This is a genomic window from Agromyces sp. G08B096 (genome assembly GCF_040267705.1).
Taxonomy (GTDB): domain Bacteria; phylum Actinomycetota; class Actinomycetes; order Actinomycetales; family Microbacteriaceae; genus Agromyces.
On record NZ_CP158374.1, the window covers coordinates 2,243,272 to 2,268,428 of the forward strand.

Annotated in this window: 28 protein-coding genes; 9 read left to right on the forward strand and 19 right to left on the reverse strand. The window is 70.6% G+C overall.

What is annotated here, in order from left to right; all coding sequences use genetic code 11:
• Nucleotides 1–23 precede the first annotated feature (23 nt).
• On the reverse strand, nucleotides 24–1,460 hold the full coding sequence (locus ABIQ69_RS10820; RefSeq protein ID WP_350347127.1) for an aminobutyraldehyde dehydrogenase: 1,437 nt from the start codon (nucleotides 1,458–1,460) through the stop codon (nucleotides 24–26).
• 187 nt (nucleotides 1,461–1,647) lie between these two features.
• On the opposite strand from ABIQ69_RS10820, the gene ABIQ69_RS10825 reads away from it, so the two are divergent.
• The 3 genes from ABIQ69_RS10825 to ABIQ69_RS10835 are packed head-to-tail and all read left to right on the forward strand — an operon-like array spanning nucleotide 1,648 to nucleotide 4,996.
• Entirely contained in the window at nucleotides 1,648–2,127 is a 480-nt protein-coding gene (locus ABIQ69_RS10825; RefSeq protein ID WP_350347128.1) for an Lrp/AsnC family transcriptional regulator, read from the forward strand.
• Nucleotides 2,128–2,154: 27 nt separating this feature from the next.
• Nucleotides 2,155–3,543, forward strand: coding sequence for an aspartate aminotransferase family protein (locus ABIQ69_RS10830; protein ID WP_350347129.1), 1,389 nt, complete (start codon nucleotides 2,155–2,157; stop codon nucleotides 3,541–3,543).
• Nucleotide 3,544: 1 nt separating this feature from the next.
• Nucleotides 3,545–4,996 carry an FAD-binding oxidoreductase gene (locus ABIQ69_RS10835; RefSeq protein ID WP_350347130.1) on the forward strand — a complete coding sequence of 484 codons (1,452 nt, stop codon included), beginning with the start codon at nucleotides 3,545–3,547 and terminating at the stop codon, nucleotides 4,994–4,996.
• Here ABIQ69_RS10835 and ABIQ69_RS10840 read toward each other — a convergent pair.
• Nucleotides 4,959–6,233, reverse strand: coding sequence for a DUF4192 family protein (locus tag ABIQ69_RS10840; RefSeq protein WP_350347131.1), 1,275 nt, complete (start codon nucleotides 6,231–6,233; stop codon nucleotides 4,959–4,961). The genes ABIQ69_RS10835 and ABIQ69_RS10840 overlap by 38 nt on opposite strands.
• A 189-nt stretch (nucleotides 6,234–6,422) precedes the next feature.
• Here ABIQ69_RS10840 and ABIQ69_RS10845 point away from each other — a divergent pair, with 189 nt between their 5' ends.
• Both ABIQ69_RS10845 and ABIQ69_RS10850 read left to right on the forward strand, forming a co-directional pair.
• Nucleotides 6,423–6,914 carry a methylated-DNA--[protein]-cysteine S-methyltransferase gene (locus tag ABIQ69_RS10845; protein ID WP_350347132.1) on the forward strand — a complete coding sequence of 164 codons (492 nt, stop codon included), beginning with the start codon at nucleotides 6,423–6,425 and terminating at the stop codon, nucleotides 6,912–6,914.
• A 5-nt stretch (nucleotides 6,915–6,919) separates the two neighbouring features.
• Nucleotides 6,920–7,555, forward strand: coding sequence for a DNA-3-methyladenine glycosylase I (locus tag ABIQ69_RS10850; RefSeq protein ID WP_350350009.1), 636 nt, complete (start codon nucleotides 6,920–6,922; stop codon nucleotides 7,553–7,555).
• A gap of 32 nt (nucleotides 7,556–7,587) precedes the next feature.
• On the opposite strand, the gene ABIQ69_RS10855 is transcribed toward ABIQ69_RS10850, so the two are convergent.
• From ABIQ69_RS10855 to ABIQ69_RS10920, 14 genes are all read right to left on the reverse strand, one after another.
• The gene (locus ABIQ69_RS10855) at nucleotides 7,588–7,962 is read right to left on the reverse strand and encodes a hypothetical protein (protein ID WP_350347133.1); all 375 of its coding nucleotides are present in this window, start codon (nucleotides 7,960–7,962) and stop codon (nucleotides 7,588–7,590) included.
• Nucleotides 7,963–8,015: 53 nt separating this feature from the next.
• Nucleotides 8,016–8,789: a peroxide stress protein YaaA gene (locus tag ABIQ69_RS10860; RefSeq protein ID WP_350347134.1), complete on the reverse strand. Its 774-nt coding sequence runs from the start codon at nucleotides 8,787–8,789 to the stop codon at nucleotides 8,016–8,018.
• Nucleotides 8,789–9,361: an ATP-binding protein gene (locus tag ABIQ69_RS10865; protein ID WP_350347135.1), complete on the reverse strand. Its 573-nt coding sequence runs from the start codon at nucleotides 9,359–9,361 to the stop codon at nucleotides 8,789–8,791. The genes ABIQ69_RS10860 and ABIQ69_RS10865 overlap by 1 nt, the downstream gene beginning before the upstream one ends.
• Before the next feature lie 10 nt (nucleotides 9,362–9,371).
• Complete coding sequence (locus tag ABIQ69_RS10870; RefSeq protein WP_350347136.1) at nucleotides 9,372–9,632, reverse strand: F0F1 ATP synthase subunit epsilon; 261 nt, start codon at nucleotides 9,630–9,632, stop codon at nucleotides 9,372–9,374.
• A 2-nt stretch (nucleotides 9,633–9,634) separates the two neighbouring features.
• Nucleotides 9,635–11,095 (reverse strand): F0F1 ATP synthase subunit beta, encoded by a 1,461-nt coding sequence (gene atpD / locus ABIQ69_RS10875; RefSeq protein ID WP_350347137.1) that lies wholly within the window; start codon nucleotides 11,093–11,095, stop codon nucleotides 9,635–9,637.
• A gap of 26 nt (nucleotides 11,096–11,121) precedes the next feature.
• Entirely contained in the window at nucleotides 11,122–12,018 is an 897-nt protein-coding gene (locus tag ABIQ69_RS10880) for a F0F1 ATP synthase subunit gamma (protein WP_350347138.1), read from the reverse strand.
• A gap of 44 nt (nucleotides 12,019–12,062) precedes the next feature.
• On the reverse strand, nucleotides 12,063–13,703 hold the full coding sequence (gene atpA, locus ABIQ69_RS10885) for a F0F1 ATP synthase subunit alpha (RefSeq protein WP_350347139.1): 1,641 nt from the start codon (nucleotides 13,701–13,703) through the stop codon (nucleotides 12,063–12,065).
• A gap of 87 nt (nucleotides 13,704–13,790) precedes the next feature.
• Nucleotides 13,791–14,585 (reverse strand): F0F1 ATP synthase subunit delta, encoded by a 795-nt coding sequence (locus ABIQ69_RS10890; protein WP_350347140.1) that lies wholly within the window; start codon nucleotides 14,583–14,585, stop codon nucleotides 13,791–13,793.
• Nucleotides 14,586–14,588: 3 nt separating this feature from the next.
• Nucleotides 14,589–15,152: a F0F1 ATP synthase subunit B gene (locus ABIQ69_RS10895; protein ID WP_350347141.1), complete on the reverse strand. Its 564-nt coding sequence runs from the start codon at nucleotides 15,150–15,152 to the stop codon at nucleotides 14,589–14,591.
• Nucleotides 15,153–15,180: 28 nt separating this feature from the next.
• On the reverse strand, nucleotides 15,181–15,414 hold the full coding sequence (gene atpE, locus ABIQ69_RS10900) for an ATP synthase F0 subunit C (RefSeq protein WP_022888426.1): 234 nt from the start codon (nucleotides 15,412–15,414) through the stop codon (nucleotides 15,181–15,183).
• 43 nt (nucleotides 15,415–15,457) lie between these two features.
• Entirely contained in the window at nucleotides 15,458–16,255 is a 798-nt protein-coding gene (gene atpB / locus ABIQ69_RS10905) for a F0F1 ATP synthase subunit A (protein ID WP_350350010.1), read from the reverse strand.
• 173 nt (nucleotides 16,256–16,428) lie between these two features.
• Nucleotides 16,429–16,902 carry a hypothetical protein gene (locus ABIQ69_RS10910; RefSeq protein WP_350347142.1) on the reverse strand — a complete coding sequence of 158 codons (474 nt, stop codon included), beginning with the start codon at nucleotides 16,900–16,902 and terminating at the stop codon, nucleotides 16,429–16,431.
• Complete coding sequence (locus ABIQ69_RS10915) at nucleotides 16,899–18,170, reverse strand: MraY family glycosyltransferase (RefSeq protein WP_350347143.1); 1,272 nt, start codon at nucleotides 18,168–18,170, stop codon at nucleotides 16,899–16,901. The genes ABIQ69_RS10910 and ABIQ69_RS10915 overlap by 4 nt, the downstream gene beginning before the upstream one ends.
• Nucleotides 18,167–18,979, reverse strand: a complete 813-nt coding sequence (locus ABIQ69_RS10920; RefSeq protein WP_350347144.1) for an L-threonylcarbamoyladenylate synthase — start codon at nucleotides 18,977–18,979, stop codon at nucleotides 18,167–18,169. The genes ABIQ69_RS10915 and ABIQ69_RS10920 overlap by 4 nt, the downstream gene beginning before the upstream one ends.
• 42 nt (nucleotides 18,980–19,021) lie before the next feature.
• On the opposite strand from ABIQ69_RS10920, the gene ABIQ69_RS10925 reads away from it, so the two are divergent.
• Nucleotides 19,022–19,669, forward strand: coding sequence for an HAD-IA family hydrolase (locus tag ABIQ69_RS10925; protein ID WP_350347145.1), 648 nt, complete (start codon nucleotides 19,022–19,024; stop codon nucleotides 19,667–19,669).
• A gap of 88 nt (nucleotides 19,670–19,757) precedes the next feature.
• Here the strand turns inward: ABIQ69_RS10925 and ABIQ69_RS10930 are convergent, their stop codons facing one another.
• Both ABIQ69_RS10930 and ABIQ69_RS10935 read right to left on the reverse strand, forming a co-directional pair.
• A complete protein-coding gene (locus ABIQ69_RS10930) occupies nucleotides 19,758–20,591 on the reverse strand; it encodes an ABC transporter permease (protein ID WP_350347146.1) in 834 nt (277 codons plus the stop codon).
• A 2-nt stretch (nucleotides 20,592–20,593) separates the two neighbouring features.
• On the reverse strand, nucleotides 20,594–21,523 hold the full coding sequence (locus ABIQ69_RS10935; RefSeq protein ID WP_350347147.1) for an ATP-binding cassette domain-containing protein: 930 nt from the start codon (nucleotides 21,521–21,523) through the stop codon (nucleotides 20,594–20,596).
• Between the two features lie 118 nt (nucleotides 21,524–21,641).
• Between ABIQ69_RS10935 and ABIQ69_RS10940 the strand changes: the two genes are divergently transcribed.
• Nucleotides 21,642–22,580, forward strand: a complete 939-nt coding sequence (locus ABIQ69_RS10940) for a TetR/AcrR family transcriptional regulator (protein ID WP_350347148.1) — start codon at nucleotides 21,642–21,644, stop codon at nucleotides 22,578–22,580.
• 15 nt (nucleotides 22,581–22,595) lie between these two features.
• Here ABIQ69_RS10940 and prmC read toward each other — a convergent pair whose 3' ends face one another.
• On the reverse strand, nucleotides 22,596–23,444 hold the full coding sequence (gene prmC / locus ABIQ69_RS10945; protein WP_350350011.1) for a peptide chain release factor N(5)-glutamine methyltransferase: 849 nt from the start codon (nucleotides 23,442–23,444) through the stop codon (nucleotides 22,596–22,598).
• Nucleotides 23,445–23,572: 128 nt separating this feature from the next.
• Here prmC and cysK point away from each other — a divergent pair, with 128 nt between their 5' ends.
• Nucleotides 23,573–24,508 (forward strand): cysteine synthase A, encoded by a 936-nt coding sequence (gene cysK / locus ABIQ69_RS10950; RefSeq protein ID WP_350347149.1) that lies wholly within the window; start codon nucleotides 23,573–23,575, stop codon nucleotides 24,506–24,508.
• Between the two features lie 4 nt (nucleotides 24,509–24,512).
• Nucleotides 24,513–25,097, forward strand: a complete 585-nt coding sequence (epsC, locus tag ABIQ69_RS10955) for a serine O-acetyltransferase EpsC (protein ID WP_350347150.1) — start codon at nucleotides 24,513–24,515, stop codon at nucleotides 25,095–25,097.
• Nucleotides 25,098–25,157 lie beyond the last annotated feature (60 nt).

Below are 25,157 nucleotides of genomic sequence, written 5' to 3' on the forward strand. Positions count from 1 at the left end.
GCCCAGTCTGGCACTGCCGCCGGTCACCCGCCGAGGAAGCTCATGACGTGCTTCACGCGCGTGTAGTCCTCGAAGCCGTACTGGGAGAGGTCCTTGCCGTAGCCGGAGTGCTTGAACCCGCCGTGGGGCATGTCGGAGACGAACGGGATGTGGGTGTTGATCCACACGCAGCCGAAGTCGAGGTCGCGCGCGAAGCGCATGGCGCGCCCGTGGTCGCCGGTCCAGACCGACGCCGCGAGCGCGTAGGGCACTCCGTTCGCCATGGCGATCGCCTCGGCCTCGTCGCGGAACGACTGGACCGCGAGCACGGGACCGAAGACCTCGCTCTGCACCAGTTCGTCGTCCTGGCGGAGCCCCGTGACCACCGTGGCCTCGTAGAAGTAGCCGCGGTCGCCCTGCCGGCGTCCGCCCACGACGACCTCGGCGTGGTCGGGCAGCCGGTCGACGAAGCCCGACACCATGGCGAGCTGGTCGGCGTTGTTCAGCGGCCCGTAGAAGACGCCCGGTTCGCGCGGCCCGCCGGTTCGCGCGTGCGTGGCGACGCGCTCCCGCACCAGGGCCACGAGCTCGTCGTGGACGGATTCGTGCACCAGCAGGCGGGTCGCGGCGGTGCAGTCCTGCCCGGCGTTGAAGTAGGCCGCGGTGACGATGCCCTCGGCGGCCTGCGCGAGGTCGGTGTCGGCGAACACGATGGCCGGCGCCTTGCCGCCGAGTTCGAGGTGGACGCGCTTCAGGTCGTCGGCGGCGGCCCGGGCGACTTCCATGCCCGCGCGGACGGACCCGGTGATCGCCACGAGCTGCGGCGTCGGATGCCCGAGCAGCGCGGCACCCGTCGACCGGTCGCCGAGGACCACGTTGAGCACGCCGGGCGGCAGCACCTCGGCCGCGACCTCCGCGAGCCGGAGCGTCGACAGCGGCGTCGTGTCGGACGGCTTCAGGACCACGGTATTGCCGGCGGCGATCGCGGGAGCGATCTTCCAGATCGCCATGTTCAGCGGATAGTTCCACGGCGTCACCTGGCCGACGACGCCGATGGGTTCGCGGCGCACGTACGACGTGTGTCCCGCGAGGTACTCCGCCGCACCCCGCCCCTCGAGGTTGCGGGCGGCGCCGGCGAAAAAGCGGAGCTGGTCGACCGACTGGTCGATCTCGTCGGCGACCAGGCTCGCGCGCGGCTTGCCGGTGTCCTGCGACTCGAGATCGGCGAGCTCCTCGGCTCGGTCGGCCAGTGCGTCGGCGAGCCGGAACAGCGCGAGCTGCCGGTCGGCGGGCGTGGTGCGGCCCCAGGTCGCGAAGGCCCGTGAGGCGGCGGCGTACGCGGCGTCGACGTCCGCCTCGACCGACACCGGCGCGCTCGCGTACACCTCCTCGGTCGCGGGATCGACGAGGTCGATCGTGGCGTCGCCGCGGGCGTCGGCGGGTGCGCCGTCGATGAAGTTCCTGAGGGTGGGGCCGGTCATTCGCTCTCCTGATGCCTCGGTGGTGGCTGCGACCGGCGCACGGTTCCACGCGCGCCGGTGCACATTCGGCCATGCTAGGCGGGAATCGATGCTGGAATCGAGCGTTCTCCATCGAATCCGTCGTGAAAGACACCGGATTCGACGGAATCGCTTGCTCGTGGCATCCGCCGCTGTCACAATCGAGGCCATGACGAACACCGGGCGTTCTCGTGAGCGGCCTGCGCACCTCGACGACGTCTCCAAGGCGATCGTCGAGCAGCTCCAGGCCGATGGGCGGCGCTCGTACGCCGACATCGGGAAGGCGGTGGGCCTCAGCGAGGCGGCTGTGCGCCAGCGCGTCCAGCGGCTCACGGAGTCGGGGGTCATGCAGATCGTGGCCGTCACCGATCCGATGCAGCTGGGCTTCACCCGCCAGGCGATGATCGGGATCCGCGCGGGCGGCGATACCCGTCGGCTCGCCGAGCAGCTCGCGGAGATCCCCGAGATCGATTACGTCGTGCTCACGGCCGGCAGCTTCGACGTGCTCGCCGAAGTGGTCTGCGAGAACGACGACCAGCTCATCTCGCTGCTGAACTCGCGCATCCGCAACCTCGAGGGCGTGCAGACGACCGAGACGTTCGTCTACCTGAAACTGCAGAAGCAGTTCTACAACTGGGGCACGCGGTAACCGCCGCACCCCATGGAAGGGAAGATCATGACCGACCCCGACTACGACAACGCGGCGCTGCAGCAGCAGGCGAAGGACCACCTGTGGATGCACTTCGCCCGCCAGTCCACGATGGAGACCGCGGGCGTGCCGATCATCACCCGCGGCGAGGGCCACCACATCTACGACGTGGAGGGCCGGAAGTACTTCGACGGTCTCTCGGGTCTGTTCGTCGTGAACGCCGGACACGGTCGCCGGCGTCTCGCCGAGGTGGCGGCCAAGCAGGCGGAGCAGCTCGCGTTCTTCCCGATCTGGTCGTACGCCCACCCGTCCGCGATCGAATTGGCCGACCGGCTGGCCGACTACGCCCCCGGTGACCTCAACCGGGTGTTCTTCTCGACGGGCGGCGGCGAGGCGGTCGAGACCGCCTTCAAGCTCGCGAAGTACTACTGGAAGCTGCAGGGCCGCCCCACCAAGCACAAGGTCATCTCCCGGTCCGTCGCCTACCACGGCACGCCGCAGGGCGCGCTCGCGATCACGGGCATCCCGGCGATGAAGGAGATGTTCGAGCCGCTGACCCCGGGCGGGTTCCGCGTGCCGAACACGAACTTCTACCGTGCCGCCGAGGTCGGCGCTCCGGCCGACGACGTCGAGGCGTTCGGCATCTGGGCCGCGAACCGCATCGAGGAGATGATCCAGTTCGAGGGCCCCGAGACGGTGGCCGCGGTGTTCCTCGAGCCGGTGCAGAACTCGGGCGGCTGCTTCCCGCCGCCGCCCGGGTACTTCAAGCGCGTGCGCGAGATCTGCGACCAGTACGACGTGCTGCTCGTCTCCGACGAGGTCATCTGCGCCTTCGGCCGGATCGGGCACATGTTCGCCTGCGACGCGTACGACTACGTCCCCGACATGATCACCTGCGCGAAGGCGATGACGTCCGGCTACTCCCCCATCGGCGCGACGATCGTGTCGGAGAAGATCTACGAGCCGTTCTCGAAGGGCACGACGAGCTTCTACCACGGGTACACCTTCGGCGGGCACCCGGTGTCGGCCGCCGTCGCGCTCGAGAACCTCGACATCTTCGAGGAGGAGGGCCTGAACGAGCGCGTCCGCGAGAACTCGCCGCTGTTCCGCGCGGAGCTCGAGAAGCTGCTCGACCTGCCCATCGTCGGCGACGTGCGCGGTGACGGGTACTTCTTCGGCATCGAGCTCGTGAAGGACAAGACCACCCGCGAGACCTTCGACGACGACGAGTCGGAGCGGCTGCTGCGCGGGTTCCTGTCGAAGGCACTGTTCGACGCCGGACTGTACTGCCGCGCCGACGACCGCGGCGACCCCGTGATCCAGCTCGCACCGCCGCTGACGATCGGCGTGCCCGAGTTCCAGGAGATCGAGCAGATCCTGCGGAGCGTCCTCACCGAAGCCTCCAACCGGCTCTGACGTGGGGCGGGGCGCACGACGCGAGACGGATGCCGCGGCCGAGGCGTACCGTCGCGCGAGCTTCTGGCTCGACGACCTGGTCGTCTCCGGCCGCGACCGTCTGCGTCCGCGCTCGTCGCTGACGGCGAACGCCTGGTTCGACGTGTGCCTCGTCGGCGGCGGACTCACCGCTCTGTGGACGGCGTACTCGCTCGCGAAGGCCGATCCCGGCCTGCGCATCGCGATCCTCGAGAAGGACATCGCCGGCTTCGGCGCCTCTGGCCGGAACGGCGGGTGGTGCTCGGCGCTCTTCCCACGGTCGGCGTCCTCCCTCGAGCGCGAGCACGGCTGGGAGGCGGCCGTGGCGATGCGTCGCGCGATGGTCGAGACCGTCGATGAGGTCGGCCGTGTCGTCGCGGAGGAGGGCATCGACTGCGACTTCGTGCCGGGCGGCACGGTGGTGTTCGCGCGCGACGCCGTGCAGCGCGCCGCCGCCTTCGCCGACGTCGAGGAGGCCAGGCGGTTCGGCGTCGACCGGCTCGAGTACTGGGATGAGGCCACGGTCTCGCGACGGTTCCAGGTGACCGGCGCCGACGACCAGACGCCGGCGGCGGTGATGGACCCGGCGTGCGCCCGCGTGCAGCCCGCGAAGCTCGTACGCGGCCTGGCCGAGGTCGTCGAGTCCCTGGGCGTCGCCGTCTTCGAGCGCACGGAGGTGCTCGACTGGTCGGCCGGGCGGGTGCGGTTCCGCGCGCTCGACGGGTCCGGTGCGACGGGCACCGTCTCCGCCCGCCACGTCATCGTCGCCACGGAGGGGTACGGGGCGGAGCTGCCGCGGGTGCGGCGACGCATCCTCCCGCTGTACTCGCTCATGATCGCCACCGAGCCGCTGCCTGAGGAGGTGTGGGATCGGATCGGGCTGGAGCACGGCCAGACCTTCAGCGACTACCGCCATCTGCTCGTCTACGGGCAGCGGACGGCCGACAACCGATTCGCCTTCGGCGGGCGCGGGGCCGGGTACCACTGGGGCAGCCGGGTGTCGCCCGAGTTCGAGCGTGTCGACCGGGTGTTCGAGCACCTCCGCGAGGCCCTGGTGGAGCTGTTTCCGCTGCTCGCCGACGTGCGCGTGACGCACCGCTGGGGCGGGCCGCTCGGCGTCGCGCGCGATTGGCACGCCACCGCGAGTTACAACCCGAAGACGGGCGTCGGCTTCGCGGGCGGGTACGTGGGGGACGGCCTCTCGACGACGAACCTCGCCGGCCGGACCCTCGCCGACCTCGTGCTCGGCCGGGACACCGATCTCACCCGCCTGCCGTGGACGAATCACCGTTCGCCGCTCTGGGAGCCCGAGCCGCTGCGGTACCTCGGGGCGAACCTCGGCGTGCGCGGCATGGCCCTCGCGGACGCCGAGGAGCGGCTGACGGGTCGCCCGTCGCTCATCGCGCGGGCCATCGGTCCGCTGGTCGGGCACTGACCTCCGCGGACGGCTCGACGAAGGACCACTCGGGCAGCGCGCCGGTGCCGAGCAGGCGGAGCAGCAGCGTCGCCATCGGATACCCGGGCTCGGCGTCCTCGGCGAGCTCGAGCAGGGCGGCGGCGGCCGAGCCGCGTGCCCGGCTCCACGCGAGCCATGCGGCCATGCAGAGCACCCCGGCGCGGGAGCGCTCGGGCGCGACGGATGCGGCGCGGCGCAGCAGTGCGAGACCGTGCTCGACACGGGCCGCATCGGGCCGTTCGCGCGTCTGACCGACCAGAAGCCGGCTGAGGAGGTCGCGTAGCGCCGCAGCGCCTTCGACGTCGGCACGTCGCGCGTGCTGGTGCTCGTGCCCGACCGCGACATCCTCCTCGTCGTCCTCGGGCTTGTCATCGAGTTCGTCATCGAGTTCGTCATCCGGCTCGTGGTCGGGCTCGTCTTCGGGCTCGTCGAGCGCGAGGCTGCCGATGTCCGGACCGAACGCGATCTGCAGCATGAGGGCATCGCGGTAGCGTGGCAGCGCGGCGAGGTGCACGAGCCAGGCGAGCACGTGCGGAGCGATGCGATGCCGGCACTCGCCGGTACAGTCCGCGTCGAGGAGGAACTCGACGAGCGCGACCGGGTCCGCGAGGCCGCCGAGGCGCGAGATCGCGTCGACGAACCGGTCGCCGCCCCTGCGCTCGTCGAGTTCGAGCGATCGGAGCTCGGACTCCACCGCCTGCCGCTCGGCTGCGTTCGCGTCTGGCAGAACGCCCAGCCGGGCGACCGAGGCGGACGGAGCGTCCTCGTCCGGCAGGTCGTCGCACACGGCGCTGGCCGCGATCAGGCCGAGGTCCCGTCCCGCGGCGGGCGTGGCCGGGTCGAGCAGGGAGCCCCAGGCATCGCACGCCACGCGAAGCGCGTCCCGCACGAGGAACCCGGCCTCCTCCGCGCGGCGGACGGCGAGTCGCAGCAACGCGGCCTCTCCGCTGCCCCGTCGCCCGCGGAACGCCGCGTCGGAGTACACCACGGGGACGACCGCGTCGACCCCTTCGAGCCGGCACAGCAGTCCGATGGATGCCGCGACGAGCGCATCGCGGTCGGCGGCGCGCCGAGGCAGGTCGAAGCGCGCCACCGCCCGGGTGCGTGCGCCCCGGAAGGCCACCCACACGAGCGAACGCTCCGGCGTGTAGCCGGCGATGCGCGGCAGGAGGGCGAGGAAATCGTGCGCTCGATCGGCGCGGATGATGGTGGTCATCCCCTGAGCGTCGCGACTCGGCCAGGACCGGACCGCGGGCGGGCGAAGGTCGTGCGCCCAGCTGCGGATGCCGCGCCTGTGGAGGGTTCGTGGACGGCGACGTCTCCTCCACAGACGCGCCCCTCGAGCCGCTTCTCCCATGTCCGAATCCCGCGAGCCGATGTCGTCGGGGCTGGATACGCTCGTGGCATGACCGACGTGTATCTCATTCGTCTCGAAAGCCCGATCGGGCGACTCGAGCTCGTCGCCGACGGCGAGGCGCTCACCTCGCTCAGCATCGAGCGCGCAGGCACCCTCCCCCACGACGGGGTCGCCGAGCGCACCTGTCCCGTGCTCGAACTCGCCGCGCAGCAGCTGACCGAGTACTTCACCGGCACGCGGACCTCCTTCGATCTCCCGGTCCGGCCGACTGGTACGGCGTTCCAGCAGGCCGTGTGGGGCGAGCTCGCGCGGCTCGGCTGGGGCGAGGCCACGTCGTATGGGGCACTCGCGGCCGCGGTGGGTCGGCCCGGTGCCGCCCGCGCCATCGGCGGGGCGGTCGGCGCGAACCCGCTGCCCATCATCGTCGGCTGCCACCGTGTGCTCGCCGGCGACGGCCGCATCACGGGCTATTCCGGCGGCAACGGCATCCCGACCAAACTGTGGCTGCTCGGTCACGAGCAGATCGGGTTCGCGGCGTGAGCGTGATCCCCCGACCCGAGCTCGTCACGGGCGACGATGGGCTGACGCGGTGCGGGTGGGGCGCCTCCGACCCCGAGTATCGGCGATATCACGACGAGGAGTGGGGCACGCCCCAGCACGACCCGGTGCGCCTCTTCGAGAAGCTCTGCCTCGAAGGGTTCCAGGCCGGCCTCTCCTGGATCACCATCCTCCGGCGGCGTCCAGCGTTCCGCGAGGTCTTCCATGGCTTCGAACCCGCGCGAGTGGCGGCCATGACCGACGAGGATGTGATGCGTCTGCTCGATGATGCCCGGATCATCCGGCACCGCGGGAAGATCGAGGCGACCATCGCCAACGCCCGGGCGACCCTCGCGCTCGACCTCACCCTCGACGAGCTGCTCTGGAGCTTCGCTCCGCCGGCGCGCACGGCGGCCCCGGCGTCCTTCGCGGACGTGCCGGCGGTCACCCCGGAATCGACCGCGATGAGCAAGGACCTCCGCGCGCGAGGGTTCCGGTTCGTCGGTCCGACCACGATGTATGCCCTGATGCAGGCCTGCGGCATGGTCGACGACCATCTGGCGGGCTGTTTTCGGAGCGCCTCGGCCTCCCGGCTGCTCGGCTCCACCCCGGGACCGGAAGCCGAGGCGACGACGCTCGCGTAGGTGCCGGCGGCTCCGGCGGTGCCGGGAGCGTCCTATGGTGCGAGGAAGAGCAGCAGGGCCGGCACCAGCCACGGCAGCACGACCACCGCGATGAGCACCGCACCGCCGAAGAACGCGAACGCCGACAGTCCGGCGCCTGCGAGGCCGGGATCTGCCCGGAGCTCACGGCGCGAGATCCACCCGGCGATCATGCCGAAGACCCCGAGCGATGCCGGCAGCAACGGCACCAGCAGCAGGATGCCGCCGACCGCCACGGCGAACGCGCCGAGCACCGCCTTGCCCGAGGTCCGCGGCGCGCGCGGACCCGCGCCTGAGCCCTCCCGGTCGGTGGCTGTAGCGGCCGCTTCAGCCACAGCGGCCGAGGTGTCGTCCGCCGCGCGCGGTTCGATCGGGGCGGTGTCGGTCACCGCAACACCATAGCGACGAACGGCGAGCGGCCGGAGGGGCGAGGAGATGAACCTCAGGCGACGAGCTCGAGTTCCTGGGGCCGGGCAGCTCCGCCCGCTTCGTCGTGGGACTCACGGGCATCCAGCCGGAATCCAGCGCTCTCGGCCCACCCGATGAGCTCGTTGACGGTGTGGAGCTGTGGCCGCTGCTCCAGGAACGCCCTGGTGAAGAGCCCCTTCGCGCGCTTGTTGAAGTGGTTGAGTGCCCGGCGGCGGCCGGTGCCATCCTCCGCGACGACCCGAACGAACACGGAACCGGGTCGACGAGGTGCGGGCCCCAGTTCCACATAGCCCTCGGAGCGGAGATCGACGATCAGCCCGTCGCGCGCCTCGAGCTGCCGGGCGATGACCTCGCGCCAGCGTGCTCGGAGCCGCTCACCCGGCACTCGCGAGTCGTGCGACAGCCGATACGCGGGGATCGGGTCGAGCGCCGCGACGAGCCCGAACAGCGCCGAGTGCACGGCCACGCTCTCGTGAGCGAACGCCCGCGATGCGTCCCCCAGCGAGCCGGCATCGAGGGCGTCGTACAGCACGCCGGTGTACCGATCGATCGCCGGCATCACCGGCGATGTCAGCAGCGCCGCGTTCCGGGCGACCTCCGCAGACTGCCTCGGGCCGAGCTTCAGCGCCCGCATCATGGCGGTCTCATCCGCGGCGAGAGCGACGACGTCGGCCAACAGCGCAGCACGGGCGGCCGTCGCCGACGAGAACGAGAGCCGGGACAGATCGACAGGCGTCGAGGTCCCGCCATCGCGTTTCGTCTCCGAGGGCGGCAGCAGGACGAGCACTACGAGCTGATGAACGCCAGCGCCGCGTCGACGTTGGCGCCCAGCGATTCCACGCTGTCGATCGTCACCCGCGGGAGCGAGGCGCACGGGCCGATCCAGGGCGCGTAGCCCTCGAGGCTCTGCTCGACCTGCCGCCAGGTGGTTTCCTCGAGATGCGGCAGGCGACGCTCCCGCTTCTCCAGACGGGCGCGGTGCAACGCCTCGTCGGAGCACACCACCTCGATGACGCGGAGGCGCGCCTCGGTCTCGTTGGCCAGATCACGCCACTGCAGGCGCGCCGCCTCCCCGGCGTTCACGGCGTCGACGATCACCGTGCGGCCGGCGAGCAACTCCTTGCGGGCGATCTCCTCGGCCACCAGGTAGGCCGCGAGGCCCGTCGGTTCGTCCGCGTCGATGCCGGCACGAAGGATCGCCGATTCGATCGGGTCAACCGAGACGACCGTGGCTCCGAGCCGGCCTCCGACGATCTCACCGATCGTCGACTTGCCCGCGCCCGGCAGCCCGGCCATCACGATGAGCTGTGTGACACTCAGGTCACCGAACTGGCGGTCGAACGGCTGCTCCCCCGGCATCCGCGACCCCTCAGGCGAGCGTGGCCCGCGAGGCCACGACCTGCACGACGTCGGACTGCACGGAGAGGAAGCCGTCCTCCGCCTCGGCGGTGAGCTTCTCACCCCCGGGGAGGGTGACGCGCACCTCGCCGCCGGCGAGGATCGCGAGCATCGGCTCGTGACCCGGCAGGATGCCGATCTCGCCTTCGACGGTGCGCGCCACCACCATGGACGCCTCGCCCGACCAGACCTCGCGGTCGGCCGAGACGACGCTCACGTTGAGGGCGGCCATGCTCAGCCGTTCTCCTTCTGGATCCGGGCCCAGTTCTCCTCGACGTCGGAGATGGGGCCGACGTTGAAGAACGCCTGCTCCGCGACGTGGTCGAAGTCACCGCGGGCGATGGCGTCGAACGACTCGATGGTGTCCTTCAGCGGCACCGTGGAACCCTCGACACCGGTGAACTTCTTCGCCATGTAGGTGTTCTGCGAGAGGAACTGCTGGATGCGCCGGGCACGGGCCACGGTGATCTTGTCCTCTTCAGAGAGCTCGTCGACACCGAGGATCGCGATGATCTCCTGCAGCTCCTTGTTCTTCTGGAGGATCTGCTTGACCGTCGTGGCGACGCGGTAGTGGTCGGCGCCCAGGTACCGCGGGTCCATGATGCGCGACGTGGAGGTCAGCGGGTCGATCGCGGGGTACAGACCCTTCGACGCGATCTCGCGGGAGAGCTCCGTCGTCGCGTCGAGGTGCGCGAAGGTGGTCGCGGGCGCCGGGTCGGTGTAGTCGTCGGCGGGCACGTAGATCGCCTGCAGCGAGGTGATCGAGTGGCCGCGCGTCGAGGTGATGCGCTCCTGGAGGAGGCCCATCTCGTCGGCGAGGTTCGGCTGGTAGCCCACGGCGGAGGGCATCCGGCCGAGCAGCGTCGACACCTCGGAACCCGCCTGGGTGAAGCGGAAGATGTTGTCGATGAAGAGCAGCACGTCCTGCTTCTGCACGTCGCGGAAGTACTCCGCCATCGTCAGGGCCGAGAGGGCGACGCGAAGACGCGTCCCGGGCGGCTCGTCCATCTGGCCGAAGACCAGGGCGGTCTTGTCGAAGACGCCGGCCTCCTCCATCTCGTGGATCAGGTCGTTGCCCTCACGCGTGCGCTCGCCGACGCCGGCGAACACCGACACACCACCGTGGTCCTGCGCGACGCGCTGGATCATCTCCTGGATGAGGACGGTCTTGCCGACGCCCGCACCACCGAAGAGGCCGATCTTGCCACCCTGCACGTACGGCGTCAGGAGGTCGATCGACTTGATGCCGGTCTCGAAGAGCTGCGTCTTCGACTCGAGCTGGTCGAAGGCCGGGGGCTTGCGGTGGATCGGCCAGCGCTCGGTGACCTCGATGGTCTCGCCGGGCTCGAGGTTCAGCACCTCGCCGATCACGTTGAACACCTTGCCCTTGGTGACGTCGCCGACGGGCACCGAGATCGGCGCGCCGGTGTCGGTGACCTCCTGGCCGCGGACCAGGCCGTCGGTCGGCTTCAGCGCGATCGCGCGGACCACGTCGTCGCCGAGGTGCTGCGCGACCTCGAGCGTGAGCACCGTGGTCTCGTCGCCGATCGTGATCTCGGTCTGCAGGGCGTTGTAGATGTCCGGGATCGAGTCGTGCGGGAACTCGATGTCGACGACCGGGCCCGTGACGCGGGCGATGCGGCCGACGGCGCCGGCGGTCGACTCGGCGACCGGCGCGGTTGCGGTGTCAGTCATTGAAGGCTCTTCCTTTTCCTGAATTGCTACTTGGCGACGACGAGCGCGTCGGCGCCGCCCACGATCTCGGAGATCTGCTGCGTGATCTCGGCCTGGCGCGCGTTGTTGGCGAGGCGGGTGTAGTCGGTGATGAGCTTGTCCGCGTTGTCGGATGCGGACTTCATCGCCTTCTGCGTCGCGGCGTGCTTCGCCGCAGCCGACTGCAGCAGCGCGTTGAAGATGCGGCTCTCGATGTACACCGGCAGCAGCGCATCGAGCACGGTCTCGACATCGGGCTCGAACTCGTAGAGCGGCTGCACCGTGGCATCCGGTTCCTCGACGCCCTCGACGACCTCGAGCGGGAGCAGGCGCACCACGGAAGGCACCTGCGTCATCATGCTCACGAAGGTGTTGTAGACGACGTGGATCTCGTCGACCCCGCCGTCGGAGGCATCCCGCAGGAACGCCTCGAGCACCGCGTCGGAGATCTCCTTCGCGAGCTCGAACTCGGGCGCCTCCGAGCTGCCCACCCATTCGCGCTCGAACGCGCGCCGGCGGAACTGGAAGTACCCGACCGCCTTGCGGCCGACGAGGAAGTACACGACCTCCTTGCCCTGCGAGCGGAGGAGCTCGGAGAGCTCCTCCGCCTCGCGGAGCACCTGCGAGTTGAACGCACCGGCGAGGCCGCGGTCCGACGTGAGGATCACGACGGCCGCGCGCTCGATCTTCTCGGGCTCGGTCGTCAGCACATGCTCGACGTTGGAGTACGTCGCCACGGCCGAGACGGCACGGGTGATGGCACGCGAGTACGGCGTCGACGACGCCACGCGAGCCTGCGCCTTCTGGATGCGCGAGGCGGCGATGAGCTCCATCGCCTTCGTGATCTTCTTCGTCGTCTGGGCAGACTTGATCTTCTGCCGGTAGACCCGAAGTTGCGCTCCCATGTCTCTCCTGTATCCCTAACGTCCGAGAATCAGCTCGTCAGCGCCTAGCGGCGACCCTTGACGATCTTCTCCTGGTTGACGTCCTCTTCGGCGATCGCCTCGAACTGCTCCTTGCCCACCGATGCGAGCGGCTTGCCCTCGCCGGTCTGGAACTCGAGCTTGAACTTGTCGACCTCGGCGTCGAGCGTCGCGACGTTGTCGTCGCTCAGCACGTTCGTCTCGCGGAGCTCGTTCAGCACGTTGGTGTTCCGGCCGAGGTAGTCGAGGAGCTCGCGCTCGAAGCGCAGGATGTCCTCGACAGGGACCTCGTCGAGCTTGCCGTTCGTGCCGGCCCAGATCGAGACGACCTGCTCCTCGACGGGGTACGGCGAGTACTGCGGCTGCTTGAGCAGCTCGGTCAGGCGCGCGCCGCGGGCCAGCTGGCGACGGCTCGCCGCGTCGAGGTCGGACGCGAACATCGCGAACGCCTCGAGCGAGCGGTACTGCGCGAGCTCGAGCTTCAGCGTGCCCGAGACCTTCTTGATCGACTTGACCTGCGCGTCGCCGCCGACTCGCGAGACCGAGATGCCGACGTCGACCGCCGGGCGCTGGTTCGCGTTGAAGAGGTCGGACTGGAGGAAGATCTGGCCGTCGGTGATCGAGATCACGTTGGTCGGGATGTACGCCGAGACGTCGTTCGCCTTCGTCTCGATGATCGGCAGGCCGGTCATCGAGCCTGCACCGAGCTCGTCGGAGAGCTTCGCGCAGCGCTCGAGCAGACGCGAGTGCAGGTAGAAGACGTCGCCGGGGTACGCCTCGCGGCCCGGCGGACGGCGCAGCAGCAGCGAGACGGCGCGGTAGGCCTCGGCCTGCTTCGACAGGTCGTCGAAGATGATCAGGACGTGCTTGGAGTCGTACATCCAGTGCTGGCCGATGGCCGAACCGGTGTACGGCGCCAGGTACTTGAAGCCGGCCGGGTCGGAGGCGGGAGCCGCGACGATGGTGGTGTACTCCATCGCGCCGGCGTCCTCGAGGGCGCCCTTCACCGAGGCGATGGTCGAGCCCTTCTGGCCGATCGCGACGTAGATGCAGCGGACCTGCTTGTTCGGGTCGCCCGACTCCCAGTTCGCCTTCTGGTTGATGATCGTGTCGATCGCGATGGCGGTCTTGCCGGTCTGGCGGTCGCCGATGATGAGCTGGCGCTGGCCGCGGCCGACGGGGATCATGGCGTCGATGGCCTTGATTCCGGTCTGCAGCGGCTCGTGCACCGACTTGCGCTGCATGACGCCGGGCGCCTGCAGCTCGAGGGCACGGCGGCCCTCGATGCCGGTGATCTCGCCGAGCCCGTCGATCGGGTTGCCGAGCGGGTCGACGACACGGCCGAGGTAGCCCTCGCCGACGGGGACGGAGAGGACCTCGCCGGTGCGGGTCACCTCCATGCCCTCCTCGATGCCGGTGAACTCGCCGAGCACCACGACACCGATCTCGTCCTCTTCGAGGTTCAGGGCGAGGCCGAGCGTGCCGTCCGCGAAGCGGACGAGCTCGTTCGCCATGACCGAGGGCAGGCCCTCGACGTGGGCGATGCCGTCGGCGGCGTCGGTGACGTACCCGACCTCGGTCTTCTGCGCCGCACCCGGCTCGTATGCCTGGGCGAACTCCGTGAGAGCCGAACGGATCTCATCGGGGCTGATGGAGAGTTCTGCCATTGCCATTTCCTTTTCCTGGGCTGGCCTGTACCGCTGTACAGCTACTGATGTGTCGCGGCGCAGGACGCCGGTCGTTGTCGTCCGGCGTCAGCCGGCAAGCTTCTGCCTCAGCGAGCTGAGACGGCTGGCGACGCTGCCGTCGATGACGTCGTCGCCGATCTGCACGCGGACCCCGCCGAGGACGGCGGGATCGACGATGGTGTCGAAGCGGATGCCGCGACCGGATGCTCCGGCGAGGCTGCGGCCGAGGCGCTCGAGCTGCTCGCTCGACAGCGGCACGGCCGTGGTGACGGTCGCCACATCGTACCCGCGCTGGTCGGCTGCAACGGCCGCCGCGTGCTTGAGCATCTCGCCGATGCGACGCCCACGCGGCTGCAGGACCAGGTGACGGACGATGACGGTCGTCGCCGGCGCGGCGCCGCGGTCGAGCAGTCTCTCGACGAGCCGCGCCTTCGCCGCCGGCGCACCGAGCTTGGACCCGAGGGCGAGCTCGAGCTCGGCGTCGCCGCCGACCGTCCGCTCGAACGAGAACAGCTCGGCGTCGAGGTCGACGCCGTCGCCCGCGGCGATCGCCGCGAGGCGGATGCCGAGGTCTTCGAGGCCGGCGAGGAAGTCGTCCTGGCTCGACCAGCGCACCGAGGCGGCCGTCGTGAGGATCGAGACCGCGTCGGGCGCGATCCGCCCGCCGAACACCTGATCGACCAGCGCGCGCTTCTGCGCGGCATCCGCCTCGGGGTCGATGAGCGCCGAGCGCAGCTGCGACGACTCGCCGATCACCCGGGCGGCGGCGAGCAGGTCGTCCGCGGCCTGGAGCTCGGGACGGCCCAGCGCCGCGAGCGCGGCGCGGGTGCCGGTGAGGGCCTCCCTCGTTGCGCTACCCATGCGTTACTTCGTCCCTCCGGTGGAGGCCTGCTCGGCCTCGAGGTCGGCGAGGAAGCGGTCGACGACCGCCTTCGCCTTCTGGTCGTCGGTGAGCGACTCCCCGACCACGCCCGAGGCGAGGTCGATGGCGATGGTGCCGACCTCGGACCGGAGCGAGACCAGCGCGGCCTGACGCTCGGCGTCGATCTGCGCCTGCGCGCTCGCGGTGACGCGCGCCGCCTCGGTGAGGGCCTGGTCCTTCGCCTCGGCGACGATCTTCTTGCCGTCCTCGCGGGCGGTCTCGCGGATACGTCCGGCCTCGGCGCGCGCGTCGGCGAGCTGGGCGGTGTACTCCTCGAGCGCCGCCTCGGCCTTGCGCTGCGCCTCGTCGGCCTTCGCGATGTTGCCCTCGATCGCCTCGGCGCGCTCATCGAGCAGCTTCTGGACGCGCGGGAGCACGTAGATCCAGAAGAAGACGAGGATGATGACGAAGCAGACGGCCGACCAGACGAGGTCGTAGATCTCGGGGATGACCGGGCTGTGGGTCTCGCCGCCCTCGGTTGCAGTGCTCAGAACTGCATGAAGCACGTTGGCCTCCTCGGTTGGGGCGGTCGGATCAGACGAAGATGAAGTAGGTCGCGATGCCGATGAAGGCGAGCGCCTCGGTGAAGGCGATACCGATCCACATCAGGACCTGGAGACGGCCGGCCAGCTCGGGCTGACGGGCGACGCCCTCGATGGTCTTGCCGACGACGATGCCCACGCCGATGGCCGGGCCGATCGCCGCGAGGCCGTAGCCGACGGTCGCGATGTTGCCGTTGATCTCAGCGAGAACGGTGGTTGCGTCCACGTTGGGGTTTCCTTTCCTAGGGATGTTCGGGCGGGTGCCCGGCTCAGTGCTCTTCTGCGACCGCGAGCTGGATGTAGACCGCGGTGAGGAGGGCGAAGACGTAGGCCTGCAGGACGGCGACGAGGATCTCGAACAGCGTGAACACGAAGCCGAAGGCCAGCGTGCCGACACCGAAGAGCGTGTACCAACCGCCCGCCGTGAAGAAGAAGAACTGCGTCGCCGCGAAGAACAGCACGAGCAGCAGGTGGCCGACGATCATGTTCATCATGAGTCGGAGGGTGAGCGTGACGGGGCGGATCACGAAGGTCGAGATGAGCTCGATCGGCGTGACGATGATGTACACCGGCCACGGGACGCCCGCCGGGAACAGCGAGTTCTTGAAGAAGTTCTTGGGGCTCTTCTTGATGCCCGCGTAGATGAAGGTGATGTACGCGACGATCGCGAGCACCAGCGGGACGCCGATCACCGAGGTGCCCGCGATGTTCAGCCCCGGGATGATGCCGGTGATGTTCATGAACAGCACCATGAAGAAGATCGTGGTCAGGATCGGCAGGAACCGCTTGCCGTCCTTCTTGCCGAGCAGGTCGTCGGCGATGTTCACGCGGACGACGTCGAGGCCCATCTCGACGAGGCTCTGGAAGCGGCCGGGCACGACGCGCATGCGACGCGTGCCGAGCCAGAACACCAGGAGCAGTGCCGCGACCGCGACGAAGCGGACCAGCATGATCCGGTTGATCTCGAACGGGGTGTCGGCGAACAGGAGGGGGCCGGGGAAGAACTCCTCGATCGACGGCCCGTGGAACTCACCATCATCGGTTGCAGTCGGAACCAGCAGGTTCACAGCGGTAGCTAGCAGCGCTATCTCCTGTTTCGGGGCGTGGAGCTCGGCTCTCGCGACGTCGAACATCGGAAACGGTGTCCGCACACGCCGGGGCCGGCGAAAACCGTAGGGGGATCGCTCAGTACTCTAGCAAGACTTCTACGACAGGACGAATTCGCCGGAGCATCTCCGCTTCAGTCGTCGGTCGGGGCCTTCGGCAGCGTCGCATCGCTCGCGTAGGGCAGTCGCGACCGCGCCACCACGAGCACGTCGACGACGAGCGAGGCGAGCACGCCGGCCACGATGCTGAGGAACAGGACGGTGCCGTTCAGCCACGGGGCATCCCGAAGTACCAGCACGAGCACGATGAAGAGCACGAACTTCAGCAGCCAGCCGCCGAGGACGATGCCGAAGAACGCACCCACGAAGACGTCGCTTCCGGCGAAGCGGTTCGCGAGGAGGATGCTCGCGGCCGTGACGCCCATGAACACGACGGCCATCAGGGTGCCGACCAGGGCGCTCACGAGCCCGTCGACGCCCGCGAAGACGAGGCCGAGGACGGCGGAGGCGACCAGGATGATTCCGGCCAGCAGGCCGCCCCAGAGCAGCGCTCGCTTCAGGAGAGGGTTCGAGGTGGGGGTTCGGCTGGCGCCGGGCGCGTCGGTCATCGGGCTCCGTTCGGGGGTTCCGGAGATTCTACCGGGGCGGCCTCAGCGGTGACCGGGCCGTGCGTCTCGGGGACGCCCGCGAGCTCGTCGACGCCGGGCAGTTCCGCGGCCGGAGCCTCCTCCGCCGCGACGGTGAGCCGCTTCCGCCGGCCGAGCGGGGCCAGGGTGATCACGGCGCAGACGACGAAGCCGACGCCGATGAACAGCAGCGCCCAGCGCGCGCTCGTGCCGAGGTAGACGGGCAGCACGTAGGTGAGCAGGCAGCCCACCGCCACGACCGCGGTCCACGCGTAGAAGATGAGCACCGCGTGCAGGTGGGAGTGGCCCATGTCGAGCAGCCGGTGGTGCAGGTGCTTGCGGTCGGCCGAGAACGGCGACTTCCCGGCGCGGAGGCGGCGGAGCACCGCGAGACCGAAGTCGAGCAGCGGGATGACGAGCACCGCGAACGGCAGGATGATCGGGATGAAGGCGGCGAAGAGGTCCTCGATGCCCGCGGCCGCCGGGTTGATCTGCCCGGTCACGGCGATCGCCGAGGTCGCCATCAGCAGGCCCACGAGGAGCGCTCCCGCGTCGCCCATGAACATCTTCGCCGGGTGCCAGTTGATCGGCAGGAAGCCCGCGAGGGCGCCGACGAGGACCACCGCGATGAGCGAGGCGAGGTTGAAGTAGTTGAACGGCGAGGTCTGCTGCACGAGCAGGTAGGTGTAGATGAAGAACACGCCGTTGGCAATGAGGGTGACGCCTGCGACGAGGCCGTCGAGGCCGTCGATGAAGTTCACCGCGTTCATCACCAGCACGATCGCGAAGACCGTGACGACGGCGCTCATCCACGACGAGCCGACCGAGATGCCGCCGATCGGGAGGGACACGATCGACACGCCCTGCCACGCGACGAGGCCCGCCGCGATGAACTGGCCGGCGAGCTTGGTCATCCAGTCGAGATCCCACAGATCGTCGGCGACCCCGAGGAGCACGATCATGAGCGCGGCGCCGAGGATCGACAGCACCTGCGCCGGGTTCTCGAACACGATGGTGAGCAGCGAGAACCGGTCAGGCCCGAGCGAGGAGACGAGCCAGGCGGCGCCGAAGGCGGCGAGGATGCCGATGAAGATGGCGATGCCGCCGAGCCTCGGGGTCGGCCGCGTGTGCACGTCGCGTTCGCGGATCTGCGGGTACAGCTTGAACCGCAGTCCGAGCTTCCACACGACGATCGAGCACACGAACGACACGACCGCCGCCAGCACCGCCAGCGCGACGAAGAGCGTCATGCTCCGGATGCCCCGCCCGCGTCGGCCCGCTCCGCGTCGGCATCCGACGTCGCCGCATCCGACGAGCCGGCGGCAGTCGAGTCGTCCGCGGCATCCGACGACGTCGCATCCGCCCCGCCGACCGGCTCGAGCACGTCCTCGCCGACCGTCTCGGCGAGCTGTGCGCGCGTGATGACGCCCGCACGCACGATGCGGAGACGGCCGCCGTCGGTCAGCGCGGTCGCGTCGACGATGGTCGAGGAGAGGTCGCCGGGCCGCTCCCCCACGGCCTCGTACCCGGTGCCCGACGGGCCGCCGTCGAGGTAGACCGCCACCGATTCGCCGAGCATGTCGGCGGCCTCCTGCGCGGTCGTCGCCGCCGGGCGGCCGGAGAGGTTCGCCGAGGACACCGCGAGCGGGCCCGTCTCGCTCAGCAGTTCGAGCGCGATGCGATGGTCGGGCATCCGGAGCGCGACCGTGCCGCGCGTCTCGCCGAGATCCCACTGCAGCGAGGGCTGCGCGTGCAGGATGACGGTGAGCCCGCCCGGCCAGAACCGGGAGACGAGCTCCCGGACCTCGTCGGGGATGTCGCGTGCGAGCGCGTCGAGCGTCGGCACGCCGGGGATCAGCACCGGAGGCGGCGAGGTGCGGCCGCGGCCCTTCGCGTCGAGGAGGCGTTGCACCGCCTCGGGCGAGAACGCGTCGGCCGCGAGGCCGTAGACGGTGTCGGTCGGCAGCACCACGAGCTCGCCGCGGCCGAGGGCGCCGCGTGCGAGGCGCATGCCGGTGAGGAGGTCGGCGTCCACCGAGCAGTCGTAGATGGCAGTCATGACCGGTCGATTCTAGACCCCGCGACTTGCCATACTCGGGGCATGGGCGCCCCGCTGTTCCTCTTCGACTTCGATCAGACGCTGGTCGCCTACGACTTCCGGAAGCGCCTGCCCGCGCTCGCCCGCGGGACCGGCGTCAGCCAGTACCGGCTCGCATCGTCGTGGTGGGCCGGCGGGCACGAGGCGGCGGCGGAGGCGGGCGACCCCGACTCGACGGAGGCCTACCTCGCGGCCTTCCGGGAGGTCACCGGCGCAGCCCTCGACCGCGAGCAGTGGATCGCGGCACGGCGGGCGGCGATGACGCCCATCCCCGGGTCGATCAGGGCCCTCCGCCTCGCGGCCACGCTCGGCACGGTCTCGCTGCTGTCGAACAACCCGATCATCTTCCGCGACTGCCTGCCCGAACTCGAGCCCGAGGTCGCCGCGATCCTCGGCGGCAACGACCTCGTCTCCGCCGTGCTCGGCGCACGCAAGCCCGCCAGGCGGATCTACACCCGCGCCCTCGGCTGGTTCGGCGTCGACGCGCGTGACGCCATGCTCGTCGACGATGCGGGGGCGAACATCGCCGGGGCGACGGCCGCCGGCCTCTCGACCTTCCACTTCGACCGCGATCGCCCCGGGCGGGACGCCGACGCGCTCGAGCGCGCGATCCGCGACTTCGCCGCCGACGTGGCGCGCCGACACGGCTGAGCCCGGCGCCGGCACGGGAGTCGCGTGACGACGGCGAGCGGATGCCCCGTCCGAGACATCCGCTCGCCCTTGTCGGCGCCTGGCCGGCTCAGCGGCGCCCCGCCTTGCGGCGGAACAGCCAGCCGCCCCACCAGGCGGAGAACACGACGATCGCCGTGCACCAGCCGAGCGCCCACCAGCCCGAGTCGCCCATCGGCGTGCCCATGAGCAGGCTCCGGATGGTCTCGATGATCGGTGTGATCGGCTGGTTCTCCGCCACCCACTGCAGCCAGTCGGGCAGGGTGTCCACGGGCACGAACGCGCTCGAGAGGTAGGGCAGGAACAGCAGGATGAAGCCGTAGCCGTTCGCGGCGTCGGGGCTCCCGGCCGCGAGGCCGATGGCGGCGAACAGCCAGGTGATGGCGAGCACGTAGAACGCGATCATGCCGATCGCGCCGAGCCACTCCAGCGGTCCGGCGGTCGGGCGGAAGCCCACGAGGAGCCCCGCCCCGATCACGACCCCCGTGGCCAGGAGGTTGCGGGCGAGGCTCGCGACCACGTGACCGGTGAGCACAGCGCCGGCGTGCAGCGGCATGGTGCGGAACCGGTCGATGACGCCCGTCGACATGTCGCGGGCCACGTACAGCGCCGTGGAGCTCGCGCCGAAGCCGGCGCAGAGCAGGATGATGCCCGGCACCACGTAATCGACGTAGCCGCCCGACGGGTCGAGGGCGCCGCCGAACACGAAGGTGAACAGCAGCATGAGCATCACCGGCAGCATGATCGCCATGAGCAGCGCCTCGCCGTCGCGGAGCGAGTGCGTGAGGCTGCGGCGGATGAACACGGCCTCGGCCGTGAGCGGCGCGAGGCGGGGACGGACGCCGAGGGCGAGGGTCGCGGGCAGGCCGGCTGCGGTGCGTGCGGCGGGTGCGGTCGTGGTCATGATCAGCCCTTCGTTCCGATGAGGTCGCGGGCGCGGTCCGTCGCCGACGGCGACGACGCACCGGCACCCGTGATGGCGAGGAAGACGTCGTCGAGGCTCGGCCGGCGGACGTTCACGTGAACGCCGGGGCGACCGGATGCCTCATGCCGGTCGAGCTCGTCGACGGCCGCGCGCATGCCGTGGACGCTGCCGTCGGTCGGCAGCTCGGCGAGGAGCTCCTCGTCGGGACCGCGGAGCTCGACGACGTCGCCGCCGATCCGCGCCTTCAGCTCCGCGGCCGTGCCCTCGGCGACGATCCGTCCGCCGTCGAGGACCGCGATGCGGTCGGCCAGGCGGTCGGCCTCCTCCAGGTACTGGGTGGTGAGGAACACCGTCGCGCCGGCGCGGGCGATGTCGCCGATCACGGCCCAGAGCTCCAGCCGGCTGCGCGTGTCGAGGCCGGTCGTGGGCTCGTCGAGGAACAGCACGGGCGTCGGCACCACGAGGCTGAGCGCGAGGTCGAGCCGGCGGCGCATGCCTCCGGAGTAGGTCTTCACCTGGCGCGTGGCGGCGTCGACGAGGTCGAAGCGCTCGAGCAGCTCGTCGCCGCGTCGGCGGGCCGCCTTGGCGTCGAGCCCGGAGAGCCGGCCGAGCATCGTGAGGTTCTGCCGCCCGGTCAGCACCTCGTCGACCGCGGCCTGCTGGCCGGTGAGGCTGATGCGCGCCCGGACGCCGTCCGGGTCGCGCACGACGTCGTGTCCGGCGATGCTCGCGGTGCCCGAGTCGGGCCGCACGAGGGTCGTCAGGATGTTGATGGTGGTCGTCTTGCCGGCGCCGTTCGGGCCGAGCAGCGCGAAGACCGAGCCGTCGGCCACCGCGAGGTCGAGGCCGTCGAGCACGGCCTGCCGGCCGAACCGCTTGCCCAGGCCGCGCGCGTCGATCGCGAGGGTCATGGTGTCGCCTTCCTGTGTAGGTCATAAACTGTGTATTGCATCCACACACGGTTTAACTAATACACAGACTTAGGATGGAACGCAAGCACCGAACGACACGCGTCGACGAGAGGAACCCATGACCGCCGAGCCCCCCGCCCCGCCGGCCGCCGAACCAGAGCTGCCCCGCGGCGTCGCGCTCGCCTGGGGCGTCTCGGCGAACCCGCAGCGCGGGCCGAAGCGCGAGCTCAGCATCGAGCGCATCGTCGAAGCCGCGATGGAGATCGCGGACGCCGAAGGGCTCGGCGCCGTCTCGATGAGCCGCGTCGCCCAGTCGCTCGGATACACGACGATGTCGCTCTACCGGTACGTGACCGCGAAGGACGACCTGCTCACCCTCATGCAGGAGTACGGCGTCGGCCTGCCGCCGGAACCCGACCCCGAGCTCGCCGACGACTGGCGCGCCGGCATCCGCGCCATCGCGCGCGCGCAGCTCGACCGGTACGTCGAACACCCGTGGCTGCTCGACATCCCCATCGACGGCACGCCCGTGACCCCGAACAACCTCGCCTGGATGGATGCCACACTGCACCTGCTCGCTCCGCTGCCGGTGAGCGAGGACGAACGCATCGCCGTCACACTGCTCATCACCGGTCAGGTGCGCTGGCAGGGCATCGTCGAACGGTCCTACGCCACGGCGGCCGCCTCACAGGGCGTCGAGCCGCAGGCGATCGACGACGCGCGCGACGACCTGCTCGCCGTGCTCGTGAGCGCCGAGGAGTTCCCCGCGCTCCGCCGTGCGGTCGACGCAGGCGTCTTCCGCGTCGGCGAAGACCCCTTCGCCTTCGGGTTCGAGCGTCTCCTCGACGGCGTCGAGGGGTTCGTCCGCGCGCGCGCCGCCGGCGAACCCGTCGCGGTCGCCCCCGCGGCAGAGCCGGAACCTGCGGAGGTGCAGGCCGACAAGCGCGTCCGAGAGGCGCGCAAGGCGACCAGGGAGGCCGAGAAACGGCTGCGGGACGCGCGCAAGCTCGAACGCCTCGCGCTCCGGGACGCGCGCGCCAAGTACCGCGATCGCTGAACGCCTGACCGCGGGTCAGCGGAGGGCGGTGGTCGCCCGATCGCGCGTCGTGAGGTCGCGATGGTGGGCGATCGCGCGCCAACCGTCGGCCGCGAGCACGGCCGCGACCGCCTCCGACTGGCGTTCCCCGTGCTCGATGACCAGGGTCCCACCCGGCCGCAGCAGCGCCAGCGCCCGCCGCGACAGCACCCGCACCACATCCAGTCCGTCCTCCCCGCCGTAGAGCGCGGCATCGGGATCGTGCCGGTGCACCTCGGGGTCGGCGGGAAGCTCCGCCGCCGGCACGTACGGCGGGTTCGACACCACCACCGCCACGCGGCCGTCGAGCTCGGGCAGGGCGTCGGCCAGGTCGCCGAAGACCAGCGTCAGGTTGTCGGCACCCGACTCCTCGACATTCCGGCGGGTCCACGGGAACGCGTCGGGCGACTTCTCCACCGCCCACACTCGCGCGTGCGGCACCTCCGTCGCGAGCGCGATCGCGATCGCACCGCTCCCCGACCCCAGGTCCACCGCGACCGGTGCGGGATCCGCGACCGCGCGCAGCGCGTCGATCGCGAGCTGCGCGACCTGCTCGGTCTCAGGGCGGGGCACGAAGACGCCGGGGCCCACGGCGAGGTCCAGCGACCTGAACGGCGCGCGGCCCGTGATGTGCTGCAGCGGCTCCCGCGCGGCACGGCGGCGTACGAGGCCGTCGAGGGTCGCGGCGTCCTCGCGAGTCAGCCGGTCGCCGATCACCAGGCGCGCCGCGACGCCGCCGCGGGAGAGGCCGAGCAGATGGCCGATGAGCAGGTCGGCGTCGACGTCGGCATCGGGGACCCCGGCCGCTGCGAGCGCGGCGACCGCGGCATCCCGCGCCTGCCGCAGCGTCGGGCCCGGGGCATCCGTCTCGCTCGTCTCCACGCAATGGAATGTAACGCACTCCCCCGGCCCCGACCGCCGCCCTAGGCTGGGCCGCGACCCGCAGACGTCCCACCCGGAATGAGGAGCCCCGCATGGCCAAGGTCTACGACGACATCACGCAGGCATTCGGCGGAACCCCGCTCGTGCGCCTCAACCGCGTGACCGAGGGGGCCGGCGCCACCGTGCTCGCCAAGCTCGAGTTCTACAACCCCACCGCCAGCGTGAAGGACCGCCTCGGCGTGGGCATCGTCGACGCCGCCGAGGCATCCGGCCAGCTGCAGCCCGGCGGCACCATCGTCGAGGGCACGAGCGGCAACACCGGCATCGCCCTCGCCGCCATCGGCGCCGCACGCGGCTACCGCGTCATCCTGGCGATGCCCGAGACCATGTCGGCCGAACGGAAGGCCCTGCTGAAGGCGTACGGCGCCGAGCTCGTGCTCACCCCGGGCTCCGAGGGCATGAAGGGCGCCGTGGCCCGCGCCGAGCAGATCGCCGCGGACACGCCCGGCGCGATCCTCGCCCGGCAGTTCGAGAACGAGGCGAACGTCGCCATCCACCGCCGCACGACCGCCGAGGAGGTCTGGAACGACACCGACGGCGGCGTCGACATCTTCGTCGCCGGCATCGGCACGGGCGGCACGCTCTCCGGCACCGGCCAGGTGCTGAAGGAGCGCAAGCCCGAGGTGCAGATCGTCGGCGTCGAGCCGGCCGAATCCCCCATCCTGAACGGCGGACAGCCCGGGCCGCACAAGATCCAGGGCATCGGCGCGAACTTCGTGCCCGCGATCCTCGACCGCGACGTCTACGACGAGATCATCGACGTGAACATCGATCAGGCGGTCGCGACCGCTCGCCGCCTCGGCCAGGAGGAGGGCATCCTCGGCGGCATCTCCTCCGGCGCCACCGTATACGCCGCGCTCGAGCTCGCCAAGCGCCCCGAGAACGCCGGCAAGACCATCGTCGTCATCGTCGCCAGCTACGGCGAGCGCTACCTGTCGACGGTGCTGTACGAAGGTCTGCTTGACTGATCGGGTGCCGATCGTCAGGACCCTGAAGGAAGACCTCGCGACCGCCCGGGCGCACGATCCCGCCGCCCGGAGCGATCTCGAGGTCTTCCTCGCGTATTCCGGGCTGCACGCCATCTGGACCTACCGGCTCACCCACCGCATGTGGCTCGCCGGGCTCAGACTGCCCGCGCGACTCGTCTCGCAGCTCGCCCGGTTCCTCACCGGCATCGAGATCCACCCGGGCGCGCGCATCGGCCGCCGCTTCTTCATCGACCACGGCATGGGCGTCGTCATCGGCGAGACCTCCGTCGTCGGCGACGACGTGATGCTCTACCACGGCGTCACCCTCGGCGGGAAGGCGCCCAGGAACACGCCGCCCGGCACGAAACGCCACCCGACCCTGGAGGACGGTGTCACCGTGGGCGCCGGCGCGAAGGTGCTCGGCGACATCACGGTCGGCGCCTGGAGCGCGATCGGCGCGAACGCCGTCGTCACGAAGAGCGCGCCGGCCCACTCGCTCCTCGTCGGGGTGCCGGCCACCGCCCGGCCGCTCTCGCACGCCACCGCCGACGCCGCACGCGGCGTGCACGACTGGCACTGGCACATCTGAGCCGGGGCCGCGAGGCGCGCTATGCGCCGGGCGGCCGGACGGCGGGGCGGCCGAGCAGTC